The following is a 20,539-nucleotide window of genomic DNA, read 5'->3' as shown; positions in this document are numbered from 1 at the left end:
TTTGCACGGGGGTGGCCCTCAGGCGTCGCGCACGTCGGCCACGGGCGTTTCGCCGAAGTCGGCACGCTCCAGCCAGGCCAGCACGCGCGCCGCCGCATCGGCGGGCGAGGTGAGCTGGCCGCCCGCCTTGAGGTTGGCGAAGTTCTGCACGTCAGGGAAGTCGGCGGCGCTCGCATCGCGCAAGTGGGCCTGCATGTCGGTGTCGATCACGCCGGGCGCGAGCGAGCACACCTTGGCGCCGTTCGGCTTGGCGGCCTCGTCCAGCGCCAGGCAGCGGGTGAAGTGGTCCATGCCCGCCTTGGCGGCGCAATAGGCGGCCTGCGAGGCCATCGCGCGGCGCCCCAGGCCCGAGGAGATGTTCAGCACCTTGCGCGGCACCGGCCAGTTCTCGGTGGCGCCCAGGAAGGCGCCGCTCAGCTGCATCGGGGCCTCCAGCCCGACGCGCAGCGCGTGCGCCAGGTCGGCCGGGTCGCTGCCCGAGAGCGGTGCGATGCGCGGCACCACGCCGGCGTTGTTGATGAGGGTGGCGCTGGCGTACTCGCCGGCCGGCACGTTGGCCAGCCAGGTGCGCAGGCGGGCCGCAGCGTGCAGGCCCTGGGACAGGTCCTGCTCCCACTGCTCGAGCGTGGCGCCGGCCTGTGCGGCTTCGGCGGCGAGCTCGGGATGGGCGTTGCGGGACAGGGTGAGCAGCGCGTGGCCGGGCTGCAGCAGCTGGCGGGCCATCGCCAGGCCCATGCCGCGCGAGGAGCCGGTCAAGATCGTGAGGTGTTTTGGCATCCGGCGATGGTACTGCGTGGACTGCGGGCGTGGCCGGCGGGGGCTTCGAGGGCGCACCGATTTCCGCGGCTCAGCATGCTATTAAAAATATAGCGATATGCCCTGGTGTTGATTGTGCTGGTGGCCCGAAACACTAAAAGGGCGTGGGGCACGAAAACGCCATGGGCTGCCCGGTGCGCGGATGCGTGAACGCCACCTGGCGCGCATGCAGCAGCAGGCGCGGCGCGCGGGCCTGCACCGCCCCTGGCGCATACAGCGCATCGCCCAGGATCGGGTGGCCGATGGCCGCCAGGTGCACGCGCAGCTGGTGGGTGCGGCCGGTCACGGGCTGCAGTTCGACGCGGGTGGTGTGGGCGGCGGTGTCGTGGGCGATCACGCGCCAGTGGGTCAGGCTCGGCTTGCCCTGTGCGGCGTCGATCACGCGCAGCGGGCGGCGCTCCCAGTCGGCGGCGATCGGCAGGTCGATCGCGTGCCAGCCGCCGGCGGTCCCATCGGCGGCGGACGGCGCGGGTGCGAGGCCCTGCACCACGGCCTCGTAGCGCTTGTCCACCTGCCGTGCGGCGAAGGCGTCGCCCAGCGTGCGCTGGGCCGTCGCATGCCGCGCCATGAGCACGATGCCGGAGGTCGCCTGGTCCAGCCGGTGCACCACCAGGGCGTCCGGCCAGTGCTGCAGCGCACGGGCGCTCAGGCAGTCCTGCTTGTCGGGGCCGCGCCCCGGCACGCACAGCAGACCCGAGGGCTTGGCCAGCACCAGCAGGTCGTCGTCGGCGTACAGGCAATCGGGCGGCGGTGCGGCTTTCCCGGCGCCTGGCACCGCCTCAGTGGCGTCCGCCATCGGCCGGGTCATCGGGGCCCTTGGCCGCGCCATGCACCAGCTGGTGCACGGTGGCGCAAAGCTCTTCCACGTCGTTGGGCTTGTGGATGAGGGCGCTGGCGCCTTCGGCCAGGGCCGATTGTTCGATCTCCGCGGTGACGTGGCCCGAGGCCAGGGCCACCGGCAGGTCAGGGCGGATGCGCTTGGCCTCGCGCACCAGGTCCACGCCGCAATAGCCGGGCATGTTGTAGTCGGTCACCAGCAGGTCGTAGTTGCGCGGGTCGGCGCGCAGGGCCTCGGTGGCTTCGTGCGGATCGGTGAACCCGGTCACCTGGTAGCCGCGGCGGCGCAGCAGGCGCCGCACGAGGAAGACCAGCGCCTCGTCGTCGTCCACGTACATCACGTGGCGCGTGCGCTCGTCCGCGCTCTGCACGGGCGGCGGGGCGGCGGGCTGGGGGGCGTGCGGCGGCGCGCTCGGTGCCGAATCCGGCGCCACGGGGAAGTACAGCGTGAAGCGGCTGCCTTCGCCGGGAGCGCTGTGCACGTCCACCGCGCCGCCGTGCGTGCGCATCACGCCGTGCACCACGGCCAGGCCCAGGCCGGTGCCCTGGCCCACGGGCTTGGTGGTGAAGAAGGGCTCGAAGATGCGCTGCTGCGTGGCCGCGTCGATGCCCGGGCCGTTGTCCACCACGGTGAGCGCGACGTACTCGCCCAGGGGCAGGCCCAGGCGCTCGCACAGCCGCAGGTCGGGCTCCAGGGCCGAGGCCTCCATGCTGACGATGCCGCGCGCCTCGCCGATCGCATGGATGGCGTTGGTGCACAGGTTGAGCAGCGCCTGCTCGACCTGGGTGGCGTCGGCCAGCACGGGCGGCAGCCCCGCATCCAGGCGCATGCGCAGCTCGATGGCGGGCGGCAGGGTCACGCGCAGCAGCCGCTCGGTGTCGTGCATGGCGTCGTGCACGCTCACGGCGGTGCGCTGCGGCGGTTCGTTGCGGCTGAAGGTGAGGATCTGGCGCACCAGGTCGCGCGCGCGGCGGCCGGCCTTGTCGATCTCGCGCAGGCTCTCCAGCACGGGCGAGGCGGCGTCGCAGTCGGCCTTGGCCAGCTCGACGTTGCCCAGGATGGCGCTCAGGATGTTGTTGAAGTCGTGGGCGATGCCACCGGCCATGGTGCCCACGGCCTGCATCTTGTGCGACTCGCGCAGCTGCGCTTCCAGCTCGCTGCGGTGGGCTTCGGCCTTCTTGCGGCCGGTGAGGTCGCGCGCGAAGACGGTGGTGGTCTCGCCCTCGGCATGGCGCTCGAACGACATGCTCACCTCCACCGCCAGCTCCTTGCCGCTGGCGGTGCAGGCCACCATCTCGCCCAGCACGGCCTGCGTGGTGAGCTGCGCGAACGCCAGCGCCTGCGCCGCATCGGGCAGGAAGCGGTCGAGCCGGCTGCCCATGGCGTCGGCCGTGGCGCACTGGAACAGCGCGGCCGCCGTGGGGTTGAAGACGGTGATGCGCTGGTGCTGGTCCACGCACAGGATGGCATCGAGGGCGGAGTTGATCACCGCCTCCAGCCGCCGCTCGCTGGCGTGCAGCTGGGCATTGCGCTCCTGCAGGGCCTGGGCGCTTTGCTGCAGCGCCTGGCGCTCGGTGAGCAGCGGTCCCTGGTCGATCACGGCGCACAGGAATTGCAGCACCGGCGGGCCGCTTTCCTGGGGCGCCTCGATGCGCGCGATGTGCAGGTCGCCGGTGATGGTGCCGCCCGAGCCCACGGGAAACACCACCTCGGTGGCCTCGCTGTGGCCGAGTTCGCGCGCCTGCGCGAAGGCCTCGCGCACGCGTTCGGCGTCGGCCGCGCTCACGAACGGCATGAGCGAGGTGACGGGACGGTCGGCCTCGGTGGGCTGGAAGGAGCGGTGCGCCATGGAGTTGGCCTGCACCACCATGTCATGTTCGTCGAGCACCATGAGCGACAGCGGCACGCTGGCGAACAGCGTCTCGAAGCGCTCCGAGGCGCTTTCCGCCGCGGCCTGGCTGTAGCGCAGCACCTTGTTCTGCACCTCCAGCTCGGCCTGATAGGCGCGCAATTCGCCGATCAGCGCGGCCACGGGGCCCTCGGCCCGGCTCGCGGGCGCGCGGCGCTCGGGCGGAATGGGCGCGGGCGGGTTCTCCGAGCCCGGGGGCAGGAGCAGGGAAAGATCAGGACGGCTCATGGGCGGGGCAGCGACGGCAGGCAGAGCGGCAGCGGCGCCAGCGCCGCACGGAAGGGGCTCAGTGTACGCCCGCCCCTGGGTGCCGGCCAGCCGGTGGCCTGCTGCAGGAAGTGCCTTTCACGCGGCGGCGCGGCGAAGCCCCTTCCGGCCATCGGAAAGCGTCCACCGGGCCGGTGGCGCCACGCCGCGGTTCAGCGCGGCACGGTGCCCGGCGCGTCGTTCACCTGCCGCAGCGGCGTGAGCAGGAAGGCCAGCGCCGCCACCGCCACCAGCGCGCCGCCGCAGGCCGCGAACAGCTGGGCCAGCGTGATGCCCTTCATGGCCCAGCCCGTGGCGGCGGCGGAGATCGGCGCCAGCCCCATGAAGATGAACATGAACAGCGCCATCGCCCGGCCGATGAGTGCCGGCGGCACCCGCTGCTGGATCCACGTGAAGATGCGCACCTGCATGAAGCCGCCCAGCAGGCCGATGGCCAGCATGAGCGCAACCCCTTGCCAGAGGGCGCCGATCACGCCCATGGGCATGAAGAGCAGGCCGATGGTGGCGTCGAACGCCAGCAGCGTCATCCCCAGGCTGCCCCAGCGCAGGCGCGGCAGCATGCCCGAGGCCACCATGCCCGCGAGCGTGCCGGCACCGTGGGCGCCCACCAGCGCGCCGAACGCGGCGGCGCCCAGGTGGGGCAGGCTGCTCGCCAGCACCGGCATGGCGATGTGCAGCGGCCCCATGATGAGGATGGCCACGGCGCTCCAGTAGAGAAAGCAGGTGCGCAATTCGCGGTCTCGCCAGAAATGCGCCAGGCCTTGCGCCACCGAAGCCAGCACTGCCGGTGCAGCCGTGCCCGGCGCGGCCGGTGGCGTGGAGGCGGTGGAGCCCTCGGTGTGGCCGGAGGGGGCCTGCGCTGCAGCCAGCAGCCGCACCTTCGACAGGGTCCAGGCCGACACGCCGAAGCTGAGCGCATCGAGCCCGAAGGCAATGCCGATGCCCGTCGCGTTGGCCATGGCGCCGGTGCCGGTGCCGTCGGCGCGACTGCCATCGCCGAACAGGGCGATCAGCAGCCCGGCCAACAGCGGCCCCAGGAACATCGTGAGCTGCCGCAGGCCCATGCTGATGCCGTTGGCCGCCTGCAACTGCGTGCGCGGCACCACGTGCGGCAGCATGGCCGTGCCGGCCGGGATGCTGAAGGCGGTGGCCAGGCCGATGGCCAGCGACAGTGCATAGACCATCCACAGCGTGAGCGCACCCGTCAGCATCAGCCCGCTGAGCAGGCCCAGCAAGGCCAGGTTGGCGTATTTGGTGCGCATCAGCACCTGCTTGGGCGAGTGGCGGTCCACCAGGGCGCCGCCGATCAGGATGAACAGCGCGCGCGGCACGCTCATGAGTGCCAGCACCGTCCCGAGCACCAGCGTGTCGCCGGTCATCTGCAGCACGAGCCAGGGCAGGGCGATGAGCGTGAACTGGTCGCCCAGCAGGGTGAAGGCCGTGCCGCTGACCATCCAGCGGAAGTTGGAGTCCTGCAGCAATGCGGCGCGCGGGTGTTGGGGCGAAGGGGTCATGGGTCGGTCCGTTGGCTGCGCAGGGGCAGCGATGGGGGCCGACTGTGAAGCCTCACGTAGCGTGAGGGTCAAGCCTTTTTTCAGGGCGATGGCGCGGCGGTCGGCAGGCGCGGCACGGCGTGCAGGTAGTTGCGCACGGGCTCGCTCAAGGGAGAGCCGGCGCGCAGCAGGGGCTCGCTGGCCGATGCGCGCATCAGCTTGGCGCGCAGTTCGGCGTCGTTGCGGCAAAGGGTGGCGAAGAGGGTGTCCCAGTGCGCAGCAGCATCCCTCGCCTGGGGGTGGCCCGGGGGAATGCCCTGGTCCAGCAACTGCTGCACTTCCTGCTCCAGCTGCTGCCATTGCGTGTGGTGTACCTGGCCCAGCCGGCGCAGGTCGTCGCGGTCCATGTAGCGCAGCAGCAGGTCCATGCGCAAATGGATGGCGCCTTCGATGTACCGGATCATGTCGCCCGGGGGCGCATGGTTGCGGCCCTGGGTGCTGGGCTCGGTGCGGAACATGTGGCCCCAGCGTTCCAGCAGGTCCATGTCGCCGTCCATCCAGTGCAGCATCAGCGCCATCCATCGGTAGGCCAGCGCCTGGACCGCGGGCGCATCGATCGGCAGGCCCTTGTCCATGGCCTGGCGCACCTGGTCCCTGACAACCAGCCAGTCCGCTTCGATGCGGTGCCAATGGGAGAAGATGTGCTTGAGCTCGGCCGCGCTGAAGTATTTGCCGTAGGTGGCCATGAGCGCCAGCGCCTGCAGCCAGTCGCCCATGTCGGGCTCGGCGCCGGCCTCCAGCCCGTCGCGCAGCAGCGACAGGCGGCCGCGCAGCTCGGTGGCCTGCGCGATCTGCTGGTCCAGCGCACGGATCTGCTGCCCGATGATCTGCTCGGGCGCCATGCCGTCGCCTGCCAGCAGGGCCGCGATGTCGCTGAGCGGCAGGCCCATCTGGCGCAGCGTCTGGATGCCGTGCAGCCGCTGCACGTCGGACGGGCTGTAGAGGCGGTAACCCGCCTCGGACCGGCCCGAGGGCTTGAGCAAACCCACCTCGTCGTAATGGTGCAGCGTGCGCACCGTGAGGCCGGTGCGCCGGGCCAGCTCGCCGACCTGGAGCAGCATGGATGGCGGGGCCTCGGACGGGTCAGCGGACCGAGATCAGTTCGATTTCGAAGTTCAGCGTGGCGTTGGGGGGAATGACACCGCCCGCGCCGCGCTCGCCGTAGGCGATGGCCGGCGGGCAGGTCAGCTTGGCCTTGCCGCCCGGCTTCATGCGCTGCACGCCTTCGGTCCAGCAGGGAATGACGCGGTTGAGCGGAAACTCGGTGGGCTCGCCGCGCTTGTAGGAGCTGTCGAACTCCTTGCCGTCCGGCAGCGTGCCCTTGTAGTGCACCTTGACGGTGTCCGTGGCCTTGGGCGAGGTGCCGGTGCCTTCTTTCAGCGACTCGTACACCAGCCCGCTGGGCAGGGTGACGGGGGCGGTCTGCGCCATGGCGGCGGGAACGATCACAAGCCCGGCAAGCAGGGCGCACAAGGAATTTCGCACGAAAGCATCTCCTGAAAAAAGGTAGCCCGCGATCTTAAAGAGTCTGCCCGCGGCCCTGTAACCCCATGTTGGAGGGCCAGGCCGGCCGGGCCCATGGCGCGGCCGGCCTGGCCCTCGCCGTCACGCGTAGTCGCTCACCGGAATGCAGCTGCACGACAGGTTGCGGTCGCCCCAGACGTTGTCCACGCGGCCGACCGGCGACCAGTACTTGCTGCGGCGCAAGGCGTCCACCGGAAAGGCCGCGGTCTCGCGGGCGTAGGGCCGCGTCCATTCCGGGGCGAGCAGGCTCTCGGCCGTGTGGGGCGCGTGCTTGAGCGGGTTGTCGTCCTGCGGCCAGGCGCCGGATTCGATCTGGCGGATCTCTTCGCGGATGGCGATCATCGCGTCGATGAAGCGGTCCAGCTCGGACAGCGTTTCGCTTTCGGTGGGCTCCACCATGAGCGTGTTGGGCACCGGGAACGACAGCGTGGGCGCATGGAAGCCGTAGTCGATCAGTCGCTTGGCCACGTCCTCGGCCATCACGCCGTTGGTTTCCTTCAGGCCCCGCAGGTCCAGGATGCACTCGTGGGCCACGTGGCCGTTGGCGCTCGCGTACAGCGTGGGGTAGTGGTCCTTCAGGCGTGCGCTGATGTAGTTGGCCGACAGGATGGCCGTCTCGGTCGCGGCCTGCAGGCCCTCGGCGCCCATCATGCGGATGTACATCCAGCTGATCGGCAGCACGGCGGCATTGCCCAGCGGGGCGGAGCTGACCGCGCCCACGCCGTTGGCGGCGTTCGCGTCGGCGCCCAGGGCGCCTTGCGCGGCCGCGGTGCGGTGGCCTGGCAGGTAGGGCACCAGGTCGGCCACCACGCACACGGGGCCGACGCCGGGGCCGCCGCCGCCGTGCGGGATGCAGAAGGTCTTGTGCAGGTTCAGGTGGCTCACGTCGCCGCCGAACTCGCCGGGGGCGGCCACGCCCACCAGGGCGTTCATGTTGGCGCCGTCCACGTACACGCGCCCGCCGTGCTGGTGCACCAGCGCGCACAGTTCCTTCACCTGTGTCTCGAACACGCCGTGCGTGCTGGGGTAGGTGATCATCACGCAGGCCAGGTGCGCACTGTGCTGCTCGCACTTGGCGCGCAGGTCGGCCAGGTCCACGTTGCCTTTGGCATCGCAGGCCGTCACCACCACCTGCATGCCCACCATCTGGGCGCTGGCGGGGTTGGTGCCGTGCGCGCTGCTGGGGATCAGGCAGATGTTGCGGTGGCCCTCGCCCTGGGCCGCGTGGTAGGCCTTGATGGCCAGCAGGCCGGCGTATTCGCCCTGCGAGCCCGCGTTGGGCTGCAGGCTGATGCCGGCGTAGCCCGTGGCCTCGCATAGCCAGGCACGCAGTTGCTCGTCGAGCAGACGGTAGCCCCGCTGCTGGTTGGCCGGGGCGAAGGGGTGCACGTTGGCAAATTCGGGCCAGGTGATGGGGATCATCTCGCTGGTCGCGTTCAGCTTCATGGTGCAGCTGCCCAGCGGGATCATGCTGCGGTCCAGCGCCAGGTCCTTGTCGGACAACTGGCGGATGTAGCGCAGCATGCCGGTCTCGGAGTGGTGGGTGTTGAACACCGGGTGCGTGAGGAAGGCGCTGGTGCGGCGCAGCCCCGTGGGGATCAGCGGCTCCACGCCCTTTTCGAAGGCGGCGAAGGTGGGCAGCGCCTGGCCGTCCCGGGCGAACACCTTCCACAGCAGCTCGATGTCGGCACGCGTGGTGGTCTCGTCCAGCGAGATGCACAGGTAGTTCTCGAAATAAACGCGCAGGTTGGCGCCCAGCGAGACGGCACGGGCCGCGATGGCTTGCGTCGCGCCTTCGGTGTGCAGCGACAGCGTGTCGAAGGCGGCCTGCGGGCGCAGCGGCGCACCCAGTTGCTCCAGCCCCTTGGCCAGGATGGCGGTGTAGGCGGCCACGCGCTGGGCGATGCGCATCAGGCCCTGGGGCCCGTGGTAGACGGCGTACATGCTGGCCACCACGGCGGGCAGCACCTGGGCCGTGCAGATGTTGGAGGTGGCCTTTTCGCGGCGGATGTGCTGCTCGCGCGTCTGCAGCGCCAGGCGGTAGGCGGGCTTGCCGTGCACGTCCACGCTCACGCCGACCAGGCGGCCGGGCAGGGAGCGCTTGTACTCGTCGCGGCAGGCCATGAAGGCGGCGTGCGGGCCGCCCGCGCCCATGGGCATGCCGAAGCGCTGCGTGGTGCCCACCACGATGTCGGCGCCCCATTCGCCGGGCGGCGTGATGAGGGTGAGGGCCAGCAGGTCGGCCGCGGCGATGAAGGCCGCGCCCTTGCCATGCGCCTTGGCGGCATCGGCCGCCAGGTCGTCGATGCGGCCGCTGGTGGCGGGGTACTGCGCCAGCACGGCGAAGTAGTCGCCGTCCAGCGCGTCATTCCACTCGGCCAGCGAATTGGCCAGCACCACCTCGATGCCCAGCGGCGCGGCGCGCGTCTGGATCACCTCGATGGTCTGCGGGTGCGCGTCGCCGGCCACGATGAAGCGCGTGCTTTTCGATTTGACCGAGCGCTTGGCCAGCGTCATGGCCTCGGCCGCCGCGGTGGCCTCGTCCAGCATGGAGGCGTTGGCGATGGGCATGGCCGTGAGGTCGCACACCATGGTCTGGAAGTTGACCAGCGCCTCCATGCGGCCCTGCGAGATCTCGGCCTGGTACGGCGTGTAGGCCGTGTACCAGGCGGGGTTCTCCAGGATGTTGCGCAGGATGACGCCGGGCGTGTGCGTGCCGTGGTAGCCCTGGCCGATGAAGCTGCGCAGCACCTGGTTCTGTGCGGCGATGGCCTTCAGTTCGGCCAGTGCCGCGGCTTCCGTCGTGGCGGGCGGCAGGTCCATGGCCCGGCTGCGCGCGATGGAGCGCGGCACGATGCCGTCCACCAGCGCGCGGCGCGAGGCCTCGCCGATGGCGGAGAGCATGTGCTGTTCGTCCGCCCCGTCGATGCCGATGTGGCGGGGCAGGAACTCGGTGGCGTTTTCAAGCGCGCCAAGCGGCAGGGCGGATTGCATCAGCATGGAAGAGGACCGTGGACGGAAAAAGAAAGGGGAAGGAAAAGGCTCAGGCGTTCTTGGCGAAATCGGTGTAGGCCGTTTCGTCCATCAGGCCGGACAACTGGGCCGGCTCGGACAGCTTGACCTTGAAGAACCAGCCGGCGTTCAAGGGATCGGAGTTGGCGAGCGAGGGGTCGGCGCGCAGCGCCTCGTTCACTTCCACCACCTCGCCCGAGACGGGCATGTACACATCGGCGGCGGCCTTGACGGACTCGACCACGCCGGCCACTTCGCCCTGCGAGAAGGTCTTGCCGACTTCGGGCAGGTCCACAAACACCACGTCGCCCAGGGCATCCTGGGCATGGACGGTGATGCCGACCACGGCGGCGTTGGCATCGGCGGCGTCGATCCACTCGTGATCGCGGGAGTATTGAACGGTCATGGGGGCTCCTGAAAAATGAAGAAAAGGAATCTGGAATGTAGCGGTGGCCGCCGCCTTGGCGGTGGCCCCGGCTGCCCGTTTCAGCCGCGGTAGTAGCGGGGCGCCACGAAAGGCATCGCGCACACCTGCATGGGCACCGGCTTGCCGCGCACGATGGCCTGCACGCGGGTGCCGATGGCGGCCAGCGCCGGGGGCACATAGGCCATGGCGATGGGCTGGTTCACGCTCGGGCCCAGCAGGCCGCTGGTGACCTCGCCGAGGGCCTCGCCCTCGGCGCTTTGCAGCGGGGTGTGTTCGCGCACGGGCACGCGCTCCAGTGCCGTGAGGCCCACGCGCTTGCGCGCCAGGGTGGCCGGGTCGTCGATCTGCGCCAGCACCTTGGCCGCGCCGGGAAAGCCGCCGGCCCGCGCACCGCCCGTGCGGCGCACCTTCTGGATGGCCCAGTTCAGGCCGGCTTCGGGGGGCGTGGTGCTGGTGTCGATGTCGTTGCCGTACAGGCACAGGCCCGCTTCCAGGCGCAGCGAGTTGCGCGCGCCCAGGCCGATCGGCTTCACCTCGGGCTGCGCGAGCAGGGCGCGCGCCAGCGCCTCGGCCTGCGATGCGGGCACCGAGATCTCGAACCCGTCCTCGCCCGTGTACCCGCTGCGGGTGACGAAGGCATCGCAGCCCGCAATCTCGTAGCGCCCGCCGGTCATGAAGACGAGTTGCTCGATGCCGGGCGCCAGCCGCGACAGCGCCGCGACGGCCTGCGGGCCCTGCAGCGCCAGCAGCGCATGGTCGGGCATGGGGGCGACCTCGCAGCGCTGGCCGATGCGGGCCTGGATGTGCGCGATGTCGCCGGCCTTGCAGGCGCCGTTCACGATCACGAAGATGTCGCGCTCGCCCTGCTTGATGAACATCAGGTCGTCGATGATGCCGCCCTCGTCGTTCAGCAGCAGGCCGTAGCGCTGCTTGCCCACGGGCAGGTCGATCACGTCCACGGGAATGAGGGATTCGAAGGCGGCCGCGGCATCGCTGCCCACCAGGCGCAGCTGGCCCATGTGCGACACGTCGAACAGGCCGGCGGCCTGGCGCGTGTGCAGATGCTCCGCCATCAGGCCGGCGGTGTACTGCACGGGCATGGAATAGCCGGCGAACGGCACCATGCGGGCCCCGAGTTCGAGGTGCAGGGCATTCAGCGGGGTGGTGAGCAGGACGGCGTCGGCGGCGGACATGGCAATCTCCAGCAAGGGCAAATGGGAACGCGGCCCCATGGCCACGCCTTTGCCCCGCTGTCCGCTTTACCTGAGAGATTCACCCACGTGCCAAGGCGGCGCGGGGCTTGCTCCTTCGGTGGGCCCGCGCACGCGGCGGACCTCTCTCCAGCAAGGGGAACGCCCGCATCCCTGCGGGCGTTTTGCCAGTCCTTTTGCCTGAGCGTTCGGGGTCACCCTGCGCCTTCGGCGGCGCCGGCATTCCCGGTGACGGGGCGGCGCTCTCTCCTGACCGGGCGGATTCTAACTGCAGCGCCGGTGCGCGCCGGGCGATCCGACCGCGGTGTGCGCGGGGGCTTGCCGTGTTCGAGCAAGCCAATGCCCTCTAAAAAAGCCAAGTGCCCCGGCGAACGGTAATCCGCCGGGGCCCTGCCTGTTTCGTGCGCCCCGGTAAGGGCGCCTTGATGAATGAAGTGTGCCGCGCGCTCGCTGGATGGATTTTCTGAATTTCTTAAAAAATGACCTTTATGCAGAAAATTCTTCTGAAATGTGGAAATTTGAAGAACAATGTAGTGCATGGACCGCCTCGACAGAAAAATCCTCTCCGTCCTGCAGGCCGACGCCCGAGCCAGCCTGCAGGAGATCGGCAACGCCGTGGGCCTGAGCCCGTCGCCCTGCTGGGGCCGCATCAAGAAGATGGAGGAGGCGGGCGTGATCGAGGGCTACACCGTGCGCCTGAACCCCAAGGCGCTCGATCTGAACGACACGGTGCTGGTCCAGGTCACGCTCGACAGCCATTCGGACAACACGCTGGAGAAGTTCGGCGAAACCCTGGCCAGCATTCCCGAGGTCATCGAGGCGCACCTGGTGTCGGGCGACTACGACTACCTGCTGCGCGTGGTGGTCAAGGACACGCGCGATTACGAGCGGCTGCTGCGCGAGAAGCTCTACAAGATCAAGGGTATTCGCCACAGCCGGTCGAGCTTCGTGCTGCGCACGCTCAAGCGGGCCGACCTGCCCTTGTTCGCGCAGTGACGGTTAAGGGGCTGCGCGGTGCTCCAGGGCGCTACGGCCAGCGGATTTTGCTGAAAAGTGCCGCTTGCCCTAGTTCTTATTGTCTTGGTTACTATTAATTTTGTAGCAATGGGGTGAAGCGTTGGCGCCGTGTCGCATCAAGCCGCGATGCGCACGGCGCCGTCCTCATCTTGCGGCACCCAGACGATGCGGTCCATGTCCACCCCCATCGCGCGCGCCTGGGCCAGCAGGCGGGGCCGCACGCCGCGGGGCAGGGTGGGAGTGCGCGAGAGGATCCACAGGTAGTCGAGGCTCGCGCCCACGACCATGGCCCAGCGATAGTCCTCGTCCAGCGCCACCACGTGGTAGCCGCCATAGAAGGGGCCGAAGAACGACACCTTGAGCGAGGCCTGGTCGGGGCGGCCGATGAACACCGCCCGGCCGCGCGATTCTCGCCAGCGCTTGCGAGCCGGATCGAACCCGCGGTTGAGCACCTGCACCGATCCGTCCGGCCCCCGGCTGTAGTGGGCGCTGGTCTGGACCAGGCCCTTTTCGAAGCGGTGGTCGATGCGGGCCAGTTCGTACCAGTGCCCGGCATAGCGGTCCACGTTGAAATCCTCCACCACCTCGACGCCACGCGGGGCCCGCACGGATGCGCTGGCCGAGAATGCCAGCGCTGCCCCCACGGCGGCTGCGCCCACGGCCAGAGGCCAGAGCGGGCGACGGTGGGTGCGGTAGCGTGGGGCGGGGGAACGGGCCATGGGGTCTCCTGCTTCGATGGCGTGGTGGGTTTTGATACTGCGCTGCAGTGCGCGGCGCGGAAAGGCCAGACAGTCTCGCCCGCAGGTCAGGGCAACCCTGTAGGCGCGTTCCTGCAAAGGCCGTCGGAATCCCCACGAAAAAGGGCCTGCAAAGCAGGCCCTTCGGGTCGCCCTGGCGTGGGCGGGCGAGGCATTACATGCCGGAGTAGTTCGGGCCGCCGCCCCCTTCAGGCGTGACCCAGACGATGTTCTGCGTCGGGTCCTTGATGTCGCAGGTCTTGCAGTGCACGCAGTTCTGCGCGTTGATCTGCAGCCGCTGGGCATCGCCCCCCTTGGCCTCGTCGGGCACGAACTCGTACACGGCGGCGGGGCAGTAGCGCGCCTCGGGGCCGGCGTACTTGGCGAGGTTGATGTTGACCGGCACGCTCGGGTCCTTGAGCGTCAGGTGTGCCGGCTGGTTCTCGGCATGGTTGGTGTTGCTGATGAACACGCTGGACAGCCGGTCGAAGGTGAGCTTGCCGTCGGGCTTGGGGTACACGATGGGCTTGCACTCGGCAGCGGGCTTCAGGTAGGCGTGGTCGGGCTTGTCGCGGTGCAGCGTCCAGGGAATGTTGCCCTTGAGCACGAACTGCTCGATGCCGTTCATGAGCGTGGCGGTGGCCAGGCCCTTCTTGAACCACGCCTTGAAGTTGCGCGCCTTGTTCAGCTCGGCGTAGAGCCAGCTCTTTTCGAACGCCTCGGGGTAGGCCGTGAGTTCGTCGTGCTGGCGCCCCGCGTGCACCGCGTCGTAGGCCGCTTCGGCCGCCAGCATGCCGGTCTTGATGGCCGCGTGGCTGCCCTTGATGCGGCTCACGTTGAGGTAGCCCGCCTCGCAGCCCACCAGCGCGCCGCCCGGGAACACCGTCTTGGGCAGCGACAGCAGGCCGCCTGCCGTGATGGCGCGTGCGCCGTAACCGATGCGCTTGGCCGGCTTGATGCCCTTGGCCTCGTCGCCTTCCAGGTAGTAGCGGATGTTGGGGTGGGTCTTCCAGCGCTGGAATTCCTCGAACGGGCTCAGGTAGGGGTTGGAGTAGTCCAGGCCGGTGATGAAGCCCAGCGTGACCTTGTTGTCCTCGGCGTGGTACAGGAACGCGCCGCCGTAGGTGTCGCTGTCCATGGGCCAGCCGGCCGTGTGCATGACGAAGCCGGGCTGGTGGCGCTTGGGGTCGATTTCCCAGAGTTCCTTCACGCCGATGCCGTAGGCCTGCGGGTCGCGCCCCTGGTCCAGCTTGAAGCGGCTGATGAGCTGGCGGCCCAGGTGGCCGCGCGCGCCCTCGGCGAAGATCGTGTACTTGGCGTGCAGCTCCATGCCCAGCTGGAAGTCGGCGGTGGGCTCGCCTTCCTTGCTCACGCCCAGGTTGCCGGTGGCCACGCCCTTGACCGAGCCGTCTTCGTTGTAGAGCACTTCGGCGGCCGGAAAGCCGGGGAAGATCTCCACGCCCAGGTTTTCGGCCTGGGTGGTGAGCCAGCGCACCACGTTGCCCAGGCTCACGATGTAGTTGCCGTGGTTCTGAAAGCACTGCGGCAGCAGGAAATTGGGGGTGCGCCAGGACGACTTTTCACCCAGGAAGATCATGGCGTCGTCGGTGACGGGCTGGTTGAGCGGCGCGCCCAGTTCCTTCCAGTTGGGGATCAGCTCGGTCAGCGCCTTCGGGTCCATGATGGCGCCCGACAGGATGTGCGCGCCGGTCTCGGAGCCCTTTTCCAGCACCACGACCGAGATGTCCTGGCCTTTTTCGGTGGCGAGCTGCTTGAGCCGGATGGCGGTGGCCAGGCCGCCGGGGCCGCCGCCGACGACCACCACGTCGTACTCCATGGCTTCGCGGGGGCCGTGTTGGGCGAGGATTTCTTCTGGGGTCATGGGTGTCTCGTGGTGGTTTGATAATGGGTGATCCGCCGCGGGCGACTGGCCTGCGCGCAGTCCGTCGGTCGGACAGATTGTATTCACGGAAAACCGACAATCGAACGATCGTTCTATTTTCTGACAAGAGAGACATCCCATGGCTTACAGCATCGATTTGGAAGGGCGCGTCGCCTTCGTGACCGGGGCATCGAGCGGGCTCGGCGCCCAGTTCGCCCGCACGCTGGCCGCCGCCGGGGCGGGCGTGGTGCTGGCCAGCCGGCGCGTGGAAAAGCTCAAGGAGCTGCGCGCACGCATCGAAGGCGAAGGCGGCGACGCCCATGTGATCGAGCTGGACGTGACCGACCACGACTCCATCAAGGCGGCGGTGGCCCACGCCGAGACGGAGATGGGCTCCATCGACATCCTGGTCAACAACTCGGGCGTCTCCACCACCCAGCGCCTGCAGGACGTGGAGCCCGAGGATTTCGACTTCATCTTCGACACCAACGTGAAGGGCGCCTTCTTCGTGGCGCAGGAGGTCGGCAAGCGCATGCTGGCGCGTTCGCGCGGGGCGGCGCCGGGCAGCTTCACCGGCGGGCGCATCATCAACATCGCCTCGATGGCCGGCCTCAAGGTGCTGCCGCAGATCGGCGCGTACTGCATGAGCAAGGCGGCCGTGGTGCACATGACGCGGGCCATGGCGCTCGAATGGGGCCGCTTCGGCATCACGGTGAACGCCCTGTGCCCGGGCTACATCGACACCGAGATCAACCACCACCACTGGCAGACCGAGCAGGGCCGCAAGCTCCTGGACATGCTCCCGCGCAAGCGCGTGGGCCAGCCCAAGGACCTAGACGCGCTCATCGTCATGCTGGCCAGCGACCAGAGCCACTTCGTGAACGGCGCGGTGATCGCCGCCGACGACGGTTTCGCGGTCTGACCGCCGGCCGATGCTGACTGGAATCCTGGCAGGGCTCGCCGCGGGCGCGCTCTGGGGGCTGGTGTTCGTCGCGCCGCGCATGGCGGCCGGGTTCGCGTCGGTGGACCTCACCGCCGGCCGCTTCGTGGCCTATGGCGCCATGGCCGTGGGCATGCTGCTGTGGGGCCTGCGCCCCGGCACGCGCCGGGCGGTGCGCTGGCCCACCGCCCGCCAGGCCGGGGCCGCCCTGGGCCTGAGCGTGCTGGGCTTCACCGGCTACTACCTGCTGCTGGTGCTGGCGATCCGCGATGCGGGGGTGGAGGTGCCGGCCCTCATCATCGGCACCATTCCAATATGGGTGATGCTGCTGGGCAAACCGAAGGGGCTGCGCTGGGCGGCCCTGGTGCCGGGGCTGGCCCTGACCCTGGCGGGCCTGGCGCTGATGGCGTTCGCGCCGCACGGCGAGGGCGGATCGCCGGCGGCGGGCGGCGGGGCGTATTGGTGGCGTGGCATCGGCATCGTGCTGGTGGCACTGGTCTTCTGGACGGCGTTCGCCATCCTCAATTCGACCTGGGTGCAGCGCCACCCGGATGTGGGCGCAACCCAATGGGCCAACTGGCTGGGCGTGGCCACGGGCCTGGGAGGATTGCTGCTGTGGGGGGTGAAGGGCACGCCTCTGGCAGAACTGGCGGCGCAGCCAGGTTTCGGCGCCTTCGTGCTGGTCTGCCTTGCGATCGGGCTGGGCGCGACCTGGCTGGCCACCATCCTCTGGAACGTTGCCAGCCAGCGCCTGTCCGCCAGCCTGTGCGGCCAGTTGATCGTGAGCGAGACCCTGTTCGCTCTCGTCTATTCGTTCGCCTGGGACGGCCACTGGCCGGCGCCTGCCCAATGGGCCGCGTGCGCCATGTTCACTCTGGGCATTCTGGCCACCATCCAGGCCCACCGCTGAGTCCTGCCCGGCCCCGCCAAGCGTCCGTGGATTCGGGCCGGGTTATGCGCGGTTTTCATATTGCGCATCCCAATCGGCATGGCGAAAGGGCGCCCTCCCAAAACATTGCTGGGTAGACTGATTAATAAATAGTTAATCAAAAAAGGGGGTGGTGATGGCAGCACAGTCGTGGCATCGGGAGGTTTCCGAATGTTTCTCCAATGAGACCTGCAAGAACAGAATCTTCAGCAAAATCAAGTCCGCGGCGACGGAATTGGGTTTCGAGCGATGCGCGTATACCCTCTACATTCCCGTCCCCATCTCCTGCCCGCAGGTGGTCCAGGTGGACGATTTTCCGGAAGCGTGGCAAAGGCGATATTCCGTCGCCGAATACCACCATATCGACCCCACCGTGGCCCATTGCCGCAAATCCGAGCGGCCCGTGGTCTGGAGCGACGAGCTTTTCGCCTCGGCGCCCGAGCTGTGGCGTGAAGCGCAGTCCCATGGGCTGAAAGTCGGCTGGTCACAGGCCAACCAGAGCGCGGGCAGCCTGCGCGGCGTTCTGACCCTGGTGCGCTACCGTGTTCCCCTGGCGGAGGAGGAGCTCAAGGCGAACGAGCCCCGCATGTCGTTCCTTGCAAGCGCCTCGTACGAAGCCATGGGCCGTGCCATGAAAGCCTTGCACGGCACCCGCCAGAAGGCGTTCCTGACCCCGCGCGAACTGGAAGCCCTCAAATGGACGGCCGACGGGAAAACCATGGCGGATATTGCGCAGATTCTGGACGTGTCCGAAAACACGGTGCGGTTTCACCTCAAGAACGCCACCGCCAAACTGCAGACGCCCAACAAGACGGCGGCCGCCGTCAAGGCGGCGTTGCTGGGCTGGCTCGACTGACGCCAATTAACCGAAAGACCCCGGAAAGCGCTTCGGATATGTAATAAAAAGCGACCGGCGGGGTGTTTCGATTCGTAGATTGCTATTTTTTTAATAGCGCGCGTCCGCGCGCTTTCCGGCATTTACTGCACTCCATCCAAAGGGTTGTGAGGGGCCCATCGGCAATATTCATCGCGGCCATAGCCAAACCCCTCTTGTGAGCGACATTCCGCCACGTGGATCATTCGCTTCCCTTAACGACTGGAGCGGAGTTTCCATGACAACCAGAAAAATCTTCACCGCAGCGCTGGTGCTGCAAGGTGTGCTTGTAGCGCCCGCGGCGTTCGCCCAATCCGCCCTCACGCGCGACAACGGCGCCCTGGTGGGCGACAACCAGAATTCGCAGACCGCCGGCCCGAACGGCCCCACCTTGCTGCAGGACGTGCAGCTGATCCAGAAGCTGCAGCGCTTCGACCGCGAGCGCATTCCGGAGCGCGTCGTGCATGCCCGCGGCACCGGCGTGCGCGGCGAGTTCGTGGCGACGGAAGACCTGTCTTCGCTGACCCAGGCCAAGGTGTTCAGCGCCGGCGAACGCACCCCGGTGTTCGTGCGGTTCTCTTCCGTGGTGCACGGCAACCATTCCCCCGAGACGCTGCGCGACCCCCGCGGCTTCGCGACCAAGTTCTACACGAGCCAGGGCAACTGGGATCTGGTGGGCAACAACTTCCCCACCTTCTTCATCCGCGACGCCATCAAGTTTCCCGACATGGTGCATGCGTTCAAGCCGGACCCCCGCACCAACCTGGACGACGATTCCCGCCGTTTCGACTTCTTCTCGCACGTGCCGGAGGCCACGCGCACGCTCACGCTGCTGTATTCGAACGAGGGCACGCCCGCCGGCTACCGGTTCATGGACGGCAACGGAGTGCATGCCTACAAGCTGGTCAACAGCCAGGGCCAGGTGCACTACGTGAAGTTCCACTGGAAGAGCCTGCAGGGGCTGAAGAACCTCGACCCCAAGCAGGTCGCCGCCGTCCAGGCCAAGGACTACAGCCACATGACCAATGACCTGGTGAACGCGATCAAGCAGGGCGATTTCCCCAAGTGGGACCTGTACGTGCAGGTGCTCAAGCCCGAAGACCTGAACAAGTTCGAGTTCAACGCGCTGGACGCTACCAAGATCTGGCCCGATGTGCCTGAGCGCAAGATCGGCCAGATGGTGCTGAACAAGAACGTGGACAACTTCTTCCAGGAAACCGAGCAGGTCGCCATGGCGCCCGCCAACGTGGTGCCCGGCATCGAGCCCTCGGAAGACCGTCTGCTGCAAGGCCGCGTGTTCTCATACGCCGACACGCAGCTGTACCGGGTGGGCACCAACGGCCTGAGCCTGCCGGTGAACCGCCCCCGCGTCGGCGTGAACAACGGCAACCAGGACGGCATGCTGAACTTCGGCCAGACGACCAGCGGCGTGAACTACGAGCCCAGCCGCCTGGAGCCCCGTCCCCAGGTCTCGGCAGCGCGCTACAGCCAGTTGCCGCTGTCCGGCACCACGCAGCAGGCCAAGATCGGCAAGGAGCAGAACTTCAAGCAGGCCGGTGATCTGTACCGCAGCTACGGCAAGAAGGACCGCGAGGACCTGATCCAGAGCTTCGGCGAATCGCTGGCCGGCGCCGATGCCGAGAGCAAGCACATCATCCTGTCGTTCCTGTACAAGGCCGATCCCGAGTACGGCACGGGCGTGGCCCGCGTGGCCAAGGGCGATCTGGCCCGCGTGAAGCAACTGGCCTCCGCGCTGCAAGACTGACGCGGAAATGCGATGCGCGCGGGTGGCCGTCCTGGCGCCCGTGTGCTGCATCGAGGGGCGCCGCTGGCGGTGCCCCTCCCAAGACCGTCCACCCATTTCAAGGAGATCGGCATGTCCCTTTCCCATCGATCGTGCCCCTGGGTGCTGGCAATGCTGTACGTGGGCGCGATGGCGGCTGGCGCAGCGGGTGCGGCCCCCAGCGCGGCCCCGGGCACGGCAGCGGCTGCATATGCGTCGCCACCCGCAGCCGCGGCGGGGGCCGAGCCGGCAGCCCCTACCGATCCGGCCCAGGTCCAGCGGCAGTTGCGCCGCTATTTCTTCGATGCGGCCCGCGAGGGGCGGCGCGACATGCTGGGCGAGTTCATCGCCGCCCGCTACGACCTCAATGTCCGCGATGAAAAAGGTTACACCGCGCTCATCCTGGCGGCCTACCACGGGCACCGCGAGGTGGTGGAGCAATTGCTCAAGGCCGGCGCCGACCCCTGCGTGCAGGACCTGCGCGGCAACACCGCCCTGATGGGTGCGATCTTCAAGGGCGAGGTGGCGATCGCGCGGCGGCTGGTGCAGGCCGACTGCGCCCCCGATCAGCGCAACAACGCCGGCCAGACCGCCGCCATGTACGCCGCCCTGTTCCAGCGAACCGAACTGCTGCAGGCCCTGGCGGCCAAGGGCGCGGACCTCGGCGCCAGGGACGCGCGGGGCAACGATGTGTCGCAGCTGCAGCGCGGCGAATTTGCCGGTTCACCCGCGCGGTGAGCCTTTGCAGGGCTTCAAGCCAAATCGCCCTCCAGCACAATGGGAACTAGGGCATGTTGCTATAAAAATAATAGTAACGGTGG

General features: G+C 68.5%; 17 protein-coding genes and 2 riboswitches. Of the genes, 6 read left to right on the top strand and 11 right to left on the bottom strand.

What is annotated here, in order from left to right:
- Positions 1 to 18: 18 nt before the first annotated feature.
- The 9 genes from AVMA1855_RS19040 to gcvT all read right to left on the bottom strand — a co-directional run bounded on the left by AVMA1855_RS19040 (position 19) and on the right by gcvT (position 11,539).
- A complete protein-coding gene (locus AVMA1855_RS19040) occupies positions 19 to 777 on the bottom strand; it encodes an SDR family NAD(P)-dependent oxidoreductase (protein WP_284426887.1) in 759 nt (252 codons plus the stop codon).
- Between the two features lie 133 nt (positions 778 to 910).
- Entirely contained in the window at positions 911 to 1,612 is a 702-nt protein-coding gene (locus tag AVMA1855_RS19035) for an RluA family pseudouridine synthase (RefSeq protein WP_284426886.1), read from the bottom strand.
- Complete coding sequence (locus tag AVMA1855_RS19030; protein WP_284426885.1) at positions 1,596 to 3,791, bottom strand: PAS domain-containing hybrid sensor histidine kinase/response regulator; 2,196 nt, start codon at positions 3,789 to 3,791, stop codon at positions 1,596 to 1,598. Before AVMA1855_RS19030 ends, AVMA1855_RS19035 begins: the two co-directional genes overlap by 17 nt.
- A gap of 191 nt (positions 3,792 to 3,982) precedes the next feature.
- On the bottom strand, positions 3,983 to 5,344 hold the full coding sequence (locus tag AVMA1855_RS19025; protein WP_284426884.1) for an MFS transporter: 1,362 nt from the start codon (positions 5,342 to 5,344) through the stop codon (positions 3,983 to 3,985).
- Positions 5,345 to 5,424: 80 nt separating this feature from the next.
- On the bottom strand, positions 5,425 to 6,444 hold the full coding sequence (locus AVMA1855_RS19020; protein WP_284426883.1) for a MerR family transcriptional regulator: 1,020 nt from the start codon (positions 6,442 to 6,444) through the stop codon (positions 5,425 to 5,427).
- A 22-nt stretch (positions 6,445 to 6,466) separates the two neighbouring features.
- Positions 6,467 to 6,814, bottom strand: coding sequence for an FKBP-type peptidyl-prolyl cis-trans isomerase (locus tag AVMA1855_RS19015; protein WP_442867280.1), 348 nt, complete (start codon positions 6,812 to 6,814; stop codon positions 6,467 to 6,469).
- Positions 6,815 to 6,988: 174 nt separating this feature from the next.
- Positions 6,989 to 9,907, bottom strand: a complete 2,919-nt coding sequence (gcvP, locus tag AVMA1855_RS19010) for an aminomethyl-transferring glycine dehydrogenase (RefSeq protein ID WP_284426882.1) — start codon at positions 9,905 to 9,907, stop codon at positions 6,989 to 6,991.
- Positions 9,908 to 9,950: 43 nt separating this feature from the next.
- Positions 9,951 to 10,325: a glycine cleavage system protein GcvH gene (gene gcvH / locus AVMA1855_RS19005; RefSeq protein WP_284426881.1), complete on the bottom strand. Its 375-nt coding sequence runs from the start codon at positions 10,323 to 10,325 to the stop codon at positions 9,951 to 9,953.
- A gap of 80 nt (positions 10,326 to 10,405) precedes the next feature.
- Complete coding sequence (gcvT, locus tag AVMA1855_RS19000) at positions 10,406 to 11,539, bottom strand: glycine cleavage system aminomethyltransferase GcvT (RefSeq protein ID WP_284426880.1); 1,134 nt, start codon at positions 11,537 to 11,539, stop codon at positions 10,406 to 10,408.
- 47 nt (positions 11,540 to 11,586) lie between these two features.
- Positions 11,587 to 11,700, bottom strand: a riboswitch (glycine riboswitch).
- Between the two features lie 23 nt (positions 11,701 to 11,723).
- A riboswitch (glycine riboswitch) is annotated at positions 11,724 to 11,811 on the bottom strand.
- Between the two features lie 283 nt (positions 11,812 to 12,094).
- Between gcvT and AVMA1855_RS18995 the strand changes: the two genes are divergently transcribed.
- Positions 12,095 to 12,553: an Lrp/AsnC family transcriptional regulator gene (locus AVMA1855_RS18995; protein WP_272563736.1), complete on the top strand. Its 459-nt coding sequence runs from the start codon at positions 12,095 to 12,097 to the stop codon at positions 12,551 to 12,553.
- Positions 12,554 to 12,690: 137 nt separating this feature from the next.
- Here the strand turns inward: AVMA1855_RS18995 and AVMA1855_RS18990 are convergent, their stop codons facing one another.
- Both AVMA1855_RS18990 and AVMA1855_RS18985 read right to left on the bottom strand, forming a co-directional pair.
- Positions 12,691 to 13,293 carry a lipocalin family protein gene (locus tag AVMA1855_RS18990; RefSeq protein ID WP_272563735.1) on the bottom strand — a complete coding sequence of 201 codons (603 nt, stop codon included), beginning with the start codon at positions 13,291 to 13,293 and terminating at the stop codon, positions 12,691 to 12,693.
- A 193-nt stretch (positions 13,294 to 13,486) separates the two neighbouring features.
- A complete protein-coding gene (locus AVMA1855_RS18985; protein WP_284406895.1) occupies positions 13,487 to 15,193 on the bottom strand; it encodes an electron transfer flavoprotein-ubiquinone oxidoreductase in 1,707 nt (568 codons plus the stop codon).
- A gap of 139 nt (positions 15,194 to 15,332) precedes the next feature.
- Here AVMA1855_RS18985 and AVMA1855_RS18980 point away from each other — a divergent pair, with 139 nt between their 5' ends.
- From AVMA1855_RS18980 to AVMA1855_RS18960, 5 genes are all read left to right on the top strand, one after another.
- The gene (locus tag AVMA1855_RS18980) at positions 15,333 to 16,115 is read left to right on the top strand and encodes an SDR family oxidoreductase (protein ID WP_272563733.1); all 783 of its coding nucleotides are present in this window, start codon (positions 15,333 to 15,335) and stop codon (positions 16,113 to 16,115) included.
- 10 nt (positions 16,116 to 16,125) lie between these two features.
- A complete protein-coding gene (locus tag AVMA1855_RS18975; RefSeq protein WP_284426879.1) occupies positions 16,126 to 17,043 on the top strand; it encodes a DMT family transporter in 918 nt (305 codons plus the stop codon).
- 154 nt (positions 17,044 to 17,197) lie between these two features.
- Positions 17,198 to 17,917 (top strand): autoinducer binding domain-containing protein, encoded by a 720-nt coding sequence (locus AVMA1855_RS18970; protein ID WP_284426878.1) that lies wholly within the window; start codon positions 17,198 to 17,200, stop codon positions 17,915 to 17,917.
- Between the two features lie 256 nt (positions 17,918 to 18,173).
- A complete protein-coding gene (katB, locus tag AVMA1855_RS18965) occupies positions 18,174 to 19,700 on the top strand; it encodes a catalase KatB (RefSeq protein WP_284426877.1) in 1,527 nt (508 codons plus the stop codon).
- Positions 19,701 to 19,811: 111 nt separating this feature from the next.
- Positions 19,812 to 20,456: an ankyrin repeat domain-containing protein gene (locus AVMA1855_RS18960; RefSeq protein ID WP_284426876.1), complete on the top strand. Its 645-nt coding sequence runs from the start codon at positions 19,812 to 19,814 to the stop codon at positions 20,454 to 20,456.
- Positions 20,457 to 20,539 lie beyond the last annotated feature (83 nt).

The organism is Acidovorax sp. SUPP1855, from assembly GCF_030158955.1.
In the GTDB taxonomy this organism is placed as follows: Bacteria; Pseudomonadota; Gammaproteobacteria; order Burkholderiales; family Burkholderiaceae_C; genus Paracidovorax.
The sequence above is the reverse complement of the archived record's forward strand: the minus strand, read 5'-3'. Positions and strand labels throughout refer to the sequence as shown.

Bases quoted from the DNA above. Each gene is read 5' to 3' on its own strand.
- AVMA1855_RS19040 (WP_284426887.1), bottom strand. From the start codon at position 777: ATGCCAAAACACCTCACGATCTTGACCGGCTCCTCGCGCGGCATGGGC.
- AVMA1855_RS19035 (WP_284426886.1), bottom strand. From the start codon at position 1,612: ATGGCGGACGCCACTGAGGCGGTGCCAGGCGCCGGGAAAGCCGCACCG.
- AVMA1855_RS19030 (WP_284426885.1), bottom strand. From the start codon at position 3,791: ATGAGCCGTCCTGATCTTTCCCTGCTCCTGCCCCCGGGCTCGGAGAAC.
- AVMA1855_RS19025 (WP_284426884.1), bottom strand. From the start codon at position 5,344: ATGACCCCTTCGCCCCAACACCCGCGCGCCGCATTGCTGCAGGACTCC.
- AVMA1855_RS19020 (WP_284426883.1), bottom strand. From the start codon at position 6,444: ATGCTGCTCCAGGTCGGCGAGCTGGCCCGGCGCACCGGCCTCACGGTG.
- AVMA1855_RS19015 (WP_442867280.1), bottom strand. From the start codon at position 6,814: ATGGCGCAGACCGCCCCCGTCACCCTGCCCAGCGGGCTGGTGTACGAG.
- gcvP (WP_284426882.1), bottom strand. From the start codon at position 9,907: ATGCTGATGCAATCCGCCCTGCCGCTTGGCGCGCTTGAAAACGCCACC.
- gcvH (WP_284426881.1), bottom strand. From the start codon at position 10,325: ATGACCGTTCAATACTCCCGCGATCACGAGTGGATCGACGCCGCCGAT.
- gcvT (WP_284426880.1), bottom strand. From the start codon at position 11,539: ATGTCCGCCGCCGACGCCGTCCTGCTCACCACCCCGCTGAATGCCCTG.
- AVMA1855_RS18995 (WP_272563736.1), top strand. From the start codon at position 12,095: ATGGACCGCCTCGACAGAAAAATCCTCTCCGTCCTGCAGGCCGACGCC.
- AVMA1855_RS18990 (WP_272563735.1), bottom strand. From the start codon at position 13,293: ATGGCCCGTTCCCCCGCCCCACGCTACCGCACCCACCGTCGCCCGCTC.
- AVMA1855_RS18985 (WP_284406895.1), bottom strand. From the start codon at position 15,193: ATGACCCCAGAAGAAATCCTCGCCCAACACGGCCCCCGCGAAGCCATG.
- AVMA1855_RS18980 (WP_272563733.1), top strand. From the start codon at position 15,333: ATGGCTTACAGCATCGATTTGGAAGGGCGCGTCGCCTTCGTGACCGGG.
- AVMA1855_RS18975 (WP_284426879.1), top strand. From the start codon at position 16,126: ATGCTGACTGGAATCCTGGCAGGGCTCGCCGCGGGCGCGCTCTGGGGG.
- AVMA1855_RS18970 (WP_284426878.1), top strand. From the start codon at position 17,198: ATGGCAGCACAGTCGTGGCATCGGGAGGTTTCCGAATGTTTCTCCAAT.
- katB (WP_284426877.1), top strand. From the start codon at position 18,174: ATGACAACCAGAAAAATCTTCACCGCAGCGCTGGTGCTGCAAGGTGTG.
- AVMA1855_RS18960 (WP_284426876.1), top strand. From the start codon at position 19,812: ATGTCCCTTTCCCATCGATCGTGCCCCTGGGTGCTGGCAATGCTGTAC.